Below are 12,670 nucleotides of genomic sequence, written 5' to 3'. Positions count from 1 at the left end.
TATGATTTCCTAAAGAATAAAAAAAGTCTCTGCCTTTTCAAAAACGCGGAGACTTTATCCTATTCATTTTTTATTTTCCCTCTATAAAAGGAGAATACATCATTAATGCGTGATTTTCTGTTATAAACTCATCATCAATTTCAAAACCTTCTATATCATATTTTTTTCTATATAAAATGTTATGTCTACTATATCCACCCCAAAATTCTGATCTCATTTTATGATCTGCTTCGTAAACTTTATAAGTGTATAGAGGCTTGTCCTTGCACCTCCATTCACCAATTAAATATTCATCACCAACCTCTATTACTAATTGAAATGGTGTGGATGTATCGTTCCTTATAACTAAATCCCTATAATTATAAACGCAGGTAGCTCCACTACCAAAGGGCTGAGTTCTATTTGAATCAGGAAATACATCAAAGCTATGACGATATCTTTCTACTACGGTAAGAGGTGTGTGTATTGTCATCCAGTAAATTAAATTAGACAACTGGCACAATCCTCCTCCAATCCCTTTCTTATATGTTCCACAAAACAAAACCATACCCTCTACATATCCTTTGGATCTTGTAGGATTACCTATTGCCCTCCAATATGAGAATGTTTCTCCAGGATAAATAACTATATTATTAACCCTTTTCACTGCTATCTTTAAGTTAATTATTTTATTATATTGAAGTTCCATGTCCACATCTTTTAATTTTCTTAACAAAGGTGTTCTATGTAAAAAATACACATATGGCATAGAAGCTCCCATACATTGCTTAGCAAGCTTTTGACTTCCTAAAAACCACTTTAAATATCTTCTAATCTTATAATAATTTTTTCCTACAATAAGCCTTATAATAGTTCTTTTTTTAGGTTTAAGTGTATTAACATTAGTTTCAGCAGTATCCATTATAATCCCCCTTAACTCATTCTTCGGTACAAATGTATATATTCTTCATATTGTAACATTTTCCTTTTTGTGTAATTCATTTGAGTAAAATAATTTATTTTCATAAATATAAACTTGTAAAAAAGAGGAAAGTTTTTAACCTTCCTCTTTAAGCAAATAAATTAATATTCGTTTATCCTAAACATTGAATTTATAGTTCTTTATATTGAAACTCTGGATATGCTTCTGCACCCATTTCTGGTATATCAAGTCCATCAATTTCATCCTTCGGTTTAACTCTTATGCCTATGGTCTTATCAGTTATCTTCCAGAATAGCAGTTGACTTCCGATACCAAATACTATTACCACTGCAACTGCAATTATTTGGGCCACAAGTTGTCCTGCATCTCCATAAAATAATCCTGTTACTCCACCTTTTATTCCGTTCAATCCATCTCCATAAGTTCCATCTGCGAATAAACCTAATGCTATCATTCCCCAAAGACCATTTACAAGATGTACAGATGAAGCCCCTACTGGATCATCAATCTTGAATTTATTTTCTATTATAGAAGCTGCTAAGCAAACGAGAATTCCTGCTACAACCCCTATTACAATTGAACTTATACTATTTACAAAGGCACAAGGAGCTGTTATAGCCACAAGCCCAGCCAAAGATCCATTACATATCATAGATGTATCTGGTTTTCCATTCTTGATCCACATATAGAACATAGATGTTAGTCCACCAAAGGCTCCTGCTATCATAGTATTTACAATAACAACAGCAGCTCTTAAATCGCTACCTGAAAGTGTACTTCCTCCATTAAAAGCAAACCACCCAAAAAATAGAATTATAGTTCCTATTACAGCCATAGGAATATCGTGACCAGAAATAATATTAGGCTTACCTTCCTTTGTGAACTTACCTATTCTTGGTCCAATAATTATAGCTCCAGCTATAGCTGCCGCTCCTCCCATAGCATGTACCACTGAAGAACCTGCAAAATCTACAACTCCGTGGCCAAGTCCTAAATTCACTCCTAGTTGAGCAAGCCAGCCACCGCCCCATACCCAATTACCATACAAAGGATAATATAGCGCAGAGATAAATAATGCATTAAGTATAACTGCTGATAATTTAACTCTTTCAGCTACTGCTCCAGTAGGAATTGTACAGGTTGTATCCATAAATACCATTTGAAAAAAGAAGTATACAAAAACGCCTACATCATAGGCTCCACCTGCTAATAAAAAGCCTTTATATCCAAACAGTCCCCATCCACCAAGAGCAAATTCTTTATCGAGGCCTGTACTACCACCTAAGGCAGCAACATTTCCAACTCCACCAAACATAATAGCGAATCCTATCAAAAGAAAACCTACAAGCCCAACTAAAAATACCACAAGATTCATTGCAATAGTATGATTAGCATTCTTTGCTCTTGTAAAACCTGTTTCAACCATAGCAAAACCTGCTTGAAAGAAGAAAATTAAGCAACCACAAAGAATCATCCATACATAATTAAGACCTATCTTTGTAGCCGATGCTGCTTGAGCAACATTATCTAAAGTAACCTTATCCCCAATTTCTTTAACTGTTTGCTTTGTAATCCCTGTTGCATCTCCAGTGTTAGCGAAAACTGTAATACTGATTAATAAAAGAAATAATAAAACCATTGGAATTATTTTTAAATACTTTTTCATATTTTATTCACCCTCTCCTAAAATATAAATTTTATAAATAAAATCTAAGTATTAGCCCCCTATTTTTCTGCCCCCCTTTTATCTCCAAAATATCAAACTCTCTAAATAAAAAAGGCGCTTTTCTCTAAAGAAAAGCGCCTTTACTTTTGTTAATATTTTACCACCAATCAAATAAATTGTAAATACTTATTTAGATAATAATTTCTTTAATTGTCAACATTTAATATTTGCCTCATCAAATAATAAATAATAAAAAAATTTATTATTTGATAAAAATCCAAAATTACGTTATCATATTATTATAAAAGTTTGGAGGGTAGTATATATATGTATGAGAATTCGATAGAACTTGCTGAAAACAAGTTACTTCTTTTACATATAATAAAATCTGTAACCATTCCAATTTCTAATACACAGTTAACTGATATTGTTTTAGAGAATAGTTTCATAAATTATTTTACTCTTCAACAATATATTTCAGAATTAGTGTCTACAGATTTTTTAAAGTATGTGGAAGTTGATGCAAAAAAAAATTTAGAGTTGACAACTAAAGGAGAGAACGTTCTTGCTCTTTTTAAGGACAGAATTTCTTCACAGAAGCTCACTCAAATAAACAATTATATTGCTTCTAAAATAGAAATGCTAAAAAAAGAATTTTCAATTACAGCGGATTATACTCTTGCAAATAATGATTCTTTCATTGTTAACCTAAAAGCTATAGAGAATGAATCTATTCTTTTAGATTTAAAGGTTAATGTAGTTTCAAAAAAACAAGCTATTGATATCTGCAGTAAGTGGAAAAGCAATCCTACAAGCATATATAACAAAATCATCAATTCATTAATTGATGAAAATTAATATTATAAAATATAAGGGGGATTTAATATGTATTCTTATACTCCTAAAGGGGTTTGTTCAAGACAAATATCCTTTGATATAGTTGATAACAAGGTAACAAATATTTCTTTTGTTGGTGGTTGCAATGGTAACCTACAAGGCTTATCTGCCTTAGCTGATGGAATGACTGTAGATGAAGTTATTGAAAAACTAAGTGGAATTGATTGTGGCAATAAAGGCACTTCATGTCCTGCTCAATTAGCTGAAGCTTTAAAGTCAGTTAAATAAGCTCTACATAAATCCTTTTAATGAAAAACGTAGATACAATTTGTTTTGCATCTACGTTTTTATTTATCTATAATTCCTAATAACTTTCCTCATATCTCCAATCATATATAGTGAACCTGAAATAAGAATTAAATCTTCTTCTGTAGCTATATCTAAAGCTCTCTTATAAGCCTCTCTGTAATCTTGAATTATTTCAACTTCATCCTTATGATTTTCAATTGAATCTAACAATTTTTCTGGATTTTCAGCTCTATCACTATGAGGTGTGGTTAAAATCACCTTATTAACAATTGATGTTATCTCTTTAACCATTTTAACCACTTCTTTGTCTGCTAAAATACCTAGAATAAGTATTATTTTATTATAAGAAAAATATGTGTCAATACTCTCTTTTAAATTCATTATTCCATCATAATTATGAGCACCATCAATAACAACTAAAGGGCTATCATTCATTACTTCCATTCTACCAATCCATCTTGTGTTTTTAATTCCTTGCAGAATTGATTGTGTATCAATATGCACCCCTAATTCTCTTAGCTTCTCAAGTACATTTATTGCTACAGCACAATTCAATATTTGATGCCTTCCCAACAACGGCAATTCTACTTCATAATTATCCTTATTAGTTTTCACCTCGATTAATTGAGTATTATTTTTTCTTTTAGCTTCTAGAATCTTAGCTGAAAATTCAGGTACAAAGCATATATCTGCCTTCTTTTCTTCTGCTGCTGTCCTTAAAACTCTCTCAACATCTTTGCTTTGAGGATAAACAATAACAGGAGTATTTTCTTTAATTATTCCTGCCTTCTCTCCTGCTATTTCTTCAATAGTATTTCCTAAAATATTCATATGATCATAGCTTATAGATGCAATTACAGCAAGTATCGGATTTATTACATTAGTTGAATCTAACCTTCCTCCTAAACCCACTTCTATAACTGCATAATCTACTTCTTCATCACAAAAATACTTAAGCATAGCTACAGTTATAATTTCAAACTCTGTAGAATCGCCAAGATCTAACTTTTTCACTTGCTCCACTACATCTTTAACTTCTGTAACTACTTCTGCAAGTCTTTCCTTAGGTATATTTACATTATTTATTTGTATTCTTTCCTCAAATTCTTCTAAATATGGGGAAGTATACATTCCAATCTTATATCCTGCTTGTTTTAGCACAGAACTTATCATTGCTGTAGTAGACCCCTTGCCATTTGTACCTGCTACATGAATGGTTTTTATCTGCTTATGAGGATTTCCTAACAATTCTAAAAGTTTATTAGTTCTAGATAAACCATAATTACTGCCAAACTTAGCTGTTTCATGTATGTATCTCATACACTCATCATAACTTAATATATTCTGTATCATAAAATCACCTTCTTTTCCCTTGAAATAAATTCAGGAATCCCCTTAGGAATTCCTTCATTTATTAAAATTATATGAGTTTAGTTAAGAGCTTCAATTCTAGCAATTACTGCTTCTAACATTGATTTATATTTATCACCCTTAGCTTTTTCCTCTGCTACTACAGCTTCTGGAGCTTTACTTACAAATCTTTCATTGGAAAGTTTCTTCTCAACTCTATCAATTTCTCCTTCAAGCTTAGTCTTTTCTTTATTTAATCTTTCAAGTTCCTTTTCTCTATCTACCAAATCAAGCAATGGCATAAATAATTCTCCACCCTTAACTACTGCAGATACAGCATTTTCAGGAACATCTTTCTTATCGTCTATAAATACTACTTCACTACTTGAAGCTAATTTTTCAATGTATAAAGTACCATTTTCAAAGGCATCCTTACATTCATCATTTATTAAAGCTATAAGTTTAGCTTTTCTTGATGGTGGAACATTCATTTCTGCTCTTACATTTCTTAATGATTTAATAGCTTCTATGATATATGCCATATCTTTTTCAGCAGCTACATCATTAAGAGCTTCATCATATTTTGGCCATGGTGAAACCACTATTGATTCATACTCGTCAGTTAAATGAGTATAAATTTCTTCTGTAATGAATGGCATTACTGGGTGAAGCATTTGAAGTCCATAAGTAAGAACTTTACTTAATACATTATAAACTACGCCCTTCTTCTTTTCATCTTCTCCATATAAAACAGGTTTAACAAGTTCTATATACCAATCACAGAATTCAGTCCACATAAAGTCATATACTTTTTGTAATGCAATACCAAGTTCAAACTTTTCTATATTATCTGTAACTTCTTTTACTACAGTGTTAACTCTTGATAAAATCCATTTGTCAGCAAGACTTAATTCATCACATTCTTTGTATTTATCCATTATTTCTTTATCAAGATTCATCATAACGAATCTTGAAGCATTCCATATCTTGTTAGCAAAGTTTCTAGCAGCTTCAACTCTTTCAGGATAATATCTTATATCATTTCCTGGAGCATTACCAGAAATAAGCATATATCTTAAGGCATCAGCACCATACTCATCAATAACTTCAAGTGGATCTACACCATTACCTAAAGATTTACTAAACTTTCTTCCTTCTGAATCTCTTACTAGACCATGAATTAATACATGTTCAAATGGTACATCTCCCATATTATGAATGCCTGAGAATATCATTCTAGCTACCCAGAAGAAGATTATATCATATCCAGTTACTAAAGTACTTGTTGGATAGAAATATTCTAAATCTTCAGTATTATCTGGCCAACCTAAAACAGAGAAAGGCCATAATGCTGAAGAGAACCAAGTATCTAACACATCTTCATCTTGTCTTATATTTTTTGATGAACATTTTGAGCAACAACATGGAGTTTCTTCTGATACTGTTATAGCTCCACAATCATTACAATACCATACTGGTATTCTATGTCCCCACCATAATTGTCTTGAAACACACCAATCTTGAATGTTTTCCATCCAATTGAAATATGTCTTATCAAATCTTTCTGGTATAAACTTAGTTTTCTTATTCTTAACAGCATCAATAGCTGGTTTTGCTAAAGATTCCATCTTTACATACCATTGTTTAGATATTATAGGCTCTATTACAGTGCCACATCTATCATGAGTTCCTACGTTATGAGTATGTGGTTTTATCTTTACTAGAAGCCCTTCTGCTTTTAAATCTTCAACGATTTGCTTTCTAGCCTCATATCTTTCTAAGCCCTTATACTTTCCACCTAAATCATTAATTACGCCACTGTCATCCATAATTCTTATTTCTTGAAGTCCATGTCTCTTACCAACTTCAAAGTCGTTAGGATCATGAGCTGGCGTTATCTTAACTGCACCTGTTCCAAATTCTATATCAACATAATCATCAGCAACTACAGGAATTTCTCTTCCAACTAAAGGTAAAATTAATGTCTTTCCAATTAGATGCTTAAATCTTTCATCATTAGGATTAACCGCTACAGCTGTATCTCCTAAAAGAGTTTCTGGTCTTGTTGTAGCAATTTCAATAAATTCATCTGAATCCTTTACTGGATAATTTATATGCCAGAAGCTTCCTTCTTTTTCTGCATACTCTATTTCTGCATCTGATAATGCAGTTTGACACTTAGGACACCAGTTAGTTATTCTGTTTCCTTGATAAATCAAACCTTCATTATAAAGCTTAACAAACACGTGTTTTACTGCCTTGCTTAATCTTTCATCCATGGTAAAAGCTTCTCTATCAAAGTCAGCAGCTACTCCCAATTTCTTTTGTTGAGTTCTTATAGTAGCTCTATATTTATCTGACCATTCCCAAACTTTTTCTAGGAATTTTTCTCTTCCCATTTCTTTTTTGTATAAACCTTGCTTTAAAAGTTCATTTTCAACTTTAACTTCTGTAGCAATACTAGCATGATCTTGTCCTGGTACCCAAACAGTACAATATCCTTGCATCTTTTTAAATCTTATAAGCATGTCTTGAAGTGCACTGTCAAGAGCATGACCTAAATGAAGCATTCCAGTTATATTTGGTGGTGGCATTATTATGCTGTATGGCTTCTTTGTTTTATCAACCTTTGGAGAAAAATATTTATTTTCTTCCCATGTCTTATATATCTTTTCTTCAAAGTCTTTTGGATTATAAGTAGTTTCAATATTTCTTTTTTCCATTTATATTCCTCCCAGTTATATGTATATAATGTCTTTACATCATAATATTTTAAATTAATCATCTAAAATATCTGAAAAAATAAAAAGAGTCTTCATCCTAAAAAGGACGAAGACTCGTGGTACCACCTTTATTCTTATAAATAACATATACTATTTATTTATAAGCACTTGTTTTTTTAACGAAAGTTTCCGTCTTTACTTACTATATGTTCAGTAAAGAAGCTCAAAAGCTACCTTCAAAACCTTAAGTATAAGGGCTTTCAGCAAATACCCTCTCTCTTATGATACTTTAGTGTTTTTACTCCTCTTTTTCATGGCTTTTATATATTAATTTACTTAATATGATATCCCAGCCAATAAAATTTGTCAATATTAGATTTAGGTATCTAAAAATAGGCTAGTATATAGACTTACTTATTTTTAAAGAAGCCTTCTTTTTTCAAATTCTATTTGCCAATACCAAAATCTGCTTGAATTCTTGTAGCAGCTGCTTCTGCAAAAGATCCGTTGTTATTTAAATTCTTTCTAGCAACTGATAGCATTAGCTTAATTCTATTTAATTGATTTACTTCACTGGCACCTGGATCATAATCAACAGCTACAATGTTAGCTAGAGGATGCTTTTCTTTTATTGCCTTTATCATACCTTTACCTGTTACATGGTTTGGTAAACATGCAAAAGGTTGAATACACAATACATTATTAACTCCATTCTCCATTAATTCTAGCATTTCTCCTGTTAAGAACCAACCTTCACCAGTTTGGTTTCCAAGAGATAATATTTCACTTGCCATTTTACCAAGGTGCTTAATATCTGATGGTGCATAGAATCTCTTACTGTCTTGTAGTGCTTGTACCACTGCTTTTCTAAAGTTATTCATATACCAAATAGCTACTTCTCCAAAGAACTTACTTGTCTTACTTCCAGCCAGATGTGTTGCTTTAAAATGACTGTCATAAGCACTATAGAAGAAGAAATCTAGTAAATCTGGCATTACAGCTTCTGCACCCTCTTCTTCTAGAACCTTAACTACATCATTGTTAGCTGTTGGATGGAACTTAACTAGGATTTCACCTACAATACCAACCTTAGGTTTTACTATATCAAGAAGCTCTAATTCATCAAACTCCTTAACAATTGCTCTTACATTTTCTTTAAATTCTCTCATGCTACCACTTATAACATTATCAATAGCTGCTTTTTCCCACTTAGCATGTAAAGCATCTGCAGAACCCTTAACTTTTTCATAAGGACGAACTCTATAAAGTACTCTCATGAATAAGTCTCCATACACTAATGCCATAAGTCCTTTATTAACCATCTTCAAACTTATATTAAATCCAGGCTGCTTTTCCATTCCTGCTGGATTCATTGATATTATTGGAATATTTTCAAAATTAGCTTCTCTCAAGGCTTTTCTTAAAAATCCAATATAGTTTGTTGCTCTACAACCTCCGCCTGTTTGACTAATAATCACTGAAGTATTATTCAAATCATATTTGCCAGATTTTAAGGCTTGGATAAGTTGTCCAACAACCAAAATTGATGGATAACAAGCATCATTATTTACATACTTTAGGCCTTCTTCTACAGAATCCTTATCAGTAGGAAGTACTACGAAATTATATCCTAAAGAAGTAAATGCATGCTGAACTATATTAAAATGAATAGGAGACATCTGAGGAACTAAAACTGTATGAGTCTTCTTCATCTCTTTAGTAAATACAGGTCTATTGTAGCTTAAATCATGCTTAGTTGGCTTATAGTTATTCTTTTCTCTCTCTTCTATAGCTGCTTTTAGTGATCTTAATCTAATCTTTACAGCTCCAAGATTATTTACCTCATCTATTTTAAGAACAGTATATATTTTACCATACTCATGTAGAATTTCTTGAACTTGATCTGTTGTTACAGCATCCAAACCACATCCAAAAGAGTTTAACTGAATAAGCTCTAGGTTATCTTGAGTTCTTACATAAGATGCTGCATCATATAATCTTGAGTGATATGCCCATTGATCCACTATTCTTAATGGTCTCTTTATATTACCTAAATGAGCAATACTATCCTCAGTCAATACAGCCATATCAAATCCAGTAATTATATCTGGAATACCATGATGTATTTCTGGGTCTACATGATAAGGTCTTCCTGCAAGAACAATACCCTTTTTGCCTGTTTCCTTTAAGTATTGAAGAGTTTCTTCGCCCTTCTTTCTTATATCACGCTTGTAGTTATTCTTTTCTTCCCACGCTAAATCTACAGCTTTTTCAACTTCTACCTTAGTTACATTAAATTCTTGTAATTCTTCATAGATTCTGCTTGCTAAAACTTTTTTATTATTTAATGAGAAGAATGGGTTTTTAAAATTAATATTCTCCTCTTTTAATATATCCATATTATTCTTTATAACTTCTGGATAAGAAGTTACCATTGGACAATTATAATGATTGTCAGCTTGTTGTTGTTCTAATTCCTCATAAGCTACGCATGGATAGAATATAAATCTAGCTCCTTGCTCAATTAAAGACATAATATGTCCATGAACTAATTTTGCTGGATAGCAAGCTGATTCTGATGGTATAGTTTCTATTCCCTTCTCATATACAGCCTTTGAAGATATAGGAGATAATTGTACTCTAAACCCTAGGTTTGTAAATACAGTAAACCAAAATGGATAATTTTCGTACATATTCAGAACTCTAGGAATTCCAACTACTCCTCTAGGTGCATCTTCTAATTTAAGTGGTTTATAACCAAAGGTTCTTCCTAATTTATATTTATATAAGTTTGGAACTTCAACTTTCTTTTTATCAAGTCCTAAGGCTCTTTCACATCTATTACCAGTTATATGACTTTCTCCGTTAGAGAATTTGTTTACTGTAAGCATACAGTTGTTACCACAAAGGCCACATCTTCTCATTTCATTATCAAAAGTAAAATCATTTAGCTCATTTTGCTTTAATAGCTTGCTTTCACTATTTCCATCCCAGTTTTCATGAGCGATAATACTTGCTCCAAATGCTCCCATAAGTCCTGCAATATCAGGTCTTACAGCCTCTCTTTGAGATATTAATTCAAAGCTTCTTAAAACAGCATCATTATAGAAGGTTCCACCTTGAACAATGATTTTTTTTCCCATCTTCTCAGGCTCTCTAATCTTTATAACCTTAAATAAAGCATTTTTTATTACTGAATAAGATAACCCTGCTGAAATATCACCTACAGTAGCACCTTCTTTTTGTGCTTGCTTAACCTTAGAATTCATAAATACAGTACATCTTGATCCAAGATCTACTGGAGCCTTTGAACGAAGTGCTTCTTGTGCAAAATCCTCAATTTTAACATTCAGTGATTTTGTGAATGTTTCAATAAAAGATCCACAACCAGATGAACATGCTTCGTTAAGCATTATGTTATCTATAACCCCATCCTTAATAATAAGGCATTTCATATCTTGTCCACCTATATCCAATATAAAATCTACACCAGGTAAAAACTCATTGGCAGCTTTATAGTGAGCTATAGTTTCAATTTCTCCTAAATCTATATGTAGGGCTGCTTTTATTAATGCTTCTCCATAACCAGTTACACAACTATTTACTATCTTAGTGTCCTTATTTAACTTTCCATATAATTCTTTAATTATTTTTATACATTTATTTAGTGGATTTCCTTCATTACTACCATAATGAGAATATAAAAGTTTATTATCCTCACTTATTAATGTTAACTTTGTAGTCGTAGAACCAGCATCAATACCAAGGAAAGCATTTCCTTTATATGTAGCTAAATCTTGTGTTTCTACCTTTGTTGATTCATGTCTTTGTTTAAATTCCTTATATTCATTTTCATCTTTAAATAAAGGAGCCAATCTTTCCACATCTTTAACTTCTATATCATTTAAAGATTTAGCCTTAGTATTCAAAACTTCATAGCTGATTACCTTACTATCCTTTGATAATAAAGCTGCTCCCATTGCAACATAAAGTTGAGCATTCTCTGGGAAAATAATTTCATCATCTTTAAGTTGTAAAGTTTCAATAAATCTTTGTCTAAGTTCAGACAAGAATGATAATGGACCACCTAAAAAGGCTACTTTTCCTCTGATTGGCTTTCCACAAGCAAGTCCACTAATAGTTTGATTTACTACTGCTTGAAAAATAGATACTGCTATATCTTCTTTCTTCGCACCTTCATTTATTAGTGGTTGAACATCTGTTTTAGCGAAAACACCACATCTAGCTGCTATTGGGTAAACTGTTGTATGCCTCTTTGACAATTCATTTAATCCTAATGCATCAGTCTTTAATAATGATGCCATTTGATCTATAAATGCACCTGTGCCCCCTGCACAACTTCCATTCATTCTTTGCTCTATATTATTTTCAAAATATGTTATCTTTGCATCTTCCCCACCTAACTCAATAACTACATCAGTTTGTGGTATAAGAGTTTCTACTGTTTTGGTACAAGCAATTACTTCCTGTGTAAATTCAACGTCTAACCACTTGGATACAGATAAACCACCTGATCCTGTAACATTTATAGTGATATTGTCTTCCTTAAATTCATTGTAAGCATTGCTGATTAACTCAATAATAGTACTTTTAATATTTGAATAATGCCTTGTATATTTTGAATAAACAATGTTGTTTTGTTCATCCATAATTACCAACTTAACAGTAGTGGACCCTACATCAAGTCCAAGATGTAACAATCTCATTAAATTTCCTCCTTGCGAAAATATATATACTTATATATCTAATTATCTCTTTTATATTATAAACTTTATTTATAATTTTACAAGTTGTATGACTTTACATTTTGAATATTAAATGAAATTTATGTCAATTATATTG

General features: G+C 31.7%; 7 protein-coding genes and 1 other annotated feature. Of the genes, 2 read left to right on the top strand and 5 right to left on the bottom strand.

The features are described 5' to 3' along the window. Positions 1-70 precede the first annotated feature (70 nt). Together OCU47_RS06810 and OCU47_RS06805 are read right to left on the bottom strand one after the other, a co-directional pair. Positions 71-901, bottom strand: a complete 831-nt coding sequence (locus OCU47_RS06810) for a VanW family protein (RefSeq protein WP_261827845.1) — start codon at positions 899-901, stop codon at positions 71-73. Between the two features lie 190 nt (positions 902-1,091). Then, entirely contained in the window at positions 1,092-2,588 is a 1,497-nt protein-coding gene (locus tag OCU47_RS06805) for an ammonium transporter (RefSeq protein WP_261827844.1), read from the bottom strand. A gap of 327 nt (positions 2,589-2,915) precedes the next feature. On the opposite strand from OCU47_RS06805, the gene OCU47_RS06800 reads away from it, so the two are divergent. Beyond that, positions 2,916-3,446, top strand: a complete 531-nt coding sequence (locus OCU47_RS06800; RefSeq protein ID WP_261827843.1) for a DUF4364 family protein — start codon at positions 2,916-2,918, stop codon at positions 3,444-3,446. A 27-nt stretch (positions 3,447-3,473) separates the two neighbouring features. Then, a complete protein-coding gene (locus OCU47_RS06795; RefSeq protein ID WP_261827842.1) occupies positions 3,474-3,713 on the top strand; it encodes a TIGR03905 family TSCPD domain-containing protein in 240 nt (79 codons plus the stop codon). Positions 3,714-3,776: 63 nt separating this feature from the next. Here OCU47_RS06795 and OCU47_RS06790 read toward each other — a convergent pair whose 3' ends face one another. The 3 genes from OCU47_RS06790 to OCU47_RS06780 all read right to left on the bottom strand — a co-directional run bounded on the left by OCU47_RS06790 (position 3,777) and on the right by OCU47_RS06780 (position 12,534). After that, the gene (locus tag OCU47_RS06790) at positions 3,777-5,087 is read right to left on the bottom strand and encodes a bifunctional folylpolyglutamate synthase/dihydrofolate synthase (protein ID WP_261827841.1); all 1,311 of its coding nucleotides are present in this window, start codon (positions 5,085-5,087) and stop codon (positions 3,777-3,779) included. A 77-nt stretch (positions 5,088-5,164) separates the two neighbouring features. Continuing rightward, complete coding sequence (locus OCU47_RS06785; protein WP_261827840.1) at positions 5,165-7,807, bottom strand: valine--tRNA ligase; 2,643 nt, start codon at positions 7,805-7,807, stop codon at positions 5,165-5,167. 99 nt (positions 7,808-7,906) lie between these two features. After that, positions 7,907-8,131: a binding site (T-box leader), on the bottom strand. A 122-nt stretch (positions 8,132-8,253) separates the two neighbouring features. Further along, positions 8,254-12,534, bottom strand: a complete 4,281-nt coding sequence (locus tag OCU47_RS06780; RefSeq protein WP_261827839.1) for a 2-hydroxyacyl-CoA dehydratase — start codon at positions 12,532-12,534, stop codon at positions 8,254-8,256. Positions 12,535-12,670 lie beyond the last annotated feature (136 nt).

It is taken from the genome of Clostridium sp. TW13 (assembly GCF_024345225.1).
Taxonomy (GTDB): Bacteria; Bacillota; Clostridia; order Clostridiales; family Clostridiaceae; genus Inconstantimicrobium; species Inconstantimicrobium mannanitabidum.
Note: the sequence above shows the minus strand (reverse complement) of the source record. Positions and strands in the feature narration are given on the sequence as shown.

Coding starts and splice junctions, on each gene's coding strand:
- OCU47_RS06810 (WP_261827845.1), bottom strand. CDS start 901: ATGGATACTGCTGAAACTAATGTTAATACACTTAAACCTAAAAAAAGA.
- OCU47_RS06805 (WP_261827844.1), bottom strand. CDS start 2,588: ATGAAAAAGTATTTAAAAATAATTCCAATGGTTTTATTATTTCTTTTA.
- OCU47_RS06800 (WP_261827843.1), top strand. CDS start 2,916: ATGTATGAGAATTCGATAGAACTTGCTGAAAACAAGTTACTTCTTTTA.
- OCU47_RS06795 (WP_261827842.1), top strand. CDS start 3,474: ATGTATTCTTATACTCCTAAAGGGGTTTGTTCAAGACAAATATCCTTT.
- OCU47_RS06790 (WP_261827841.1), bottom strand. CDS start 5,087: ATGATACAGAATATATTAAGTTATGATGAGTGTATGAGATACATACAT.
- OCU47_RS06785 (WP_261827840.1), bottom strand. CDS start 7,807: ATGGAAAAAAGAAATATTGAAACTACTTATAATCCAAAAGACTTTGAA.
- OCU47_RS06780 (WP_261827839.1), bottom strand. CDS start 12,534: ATGAGATTGTTACATCTTGGACTTGATGTAGGGTCCACTACTGTTAAG.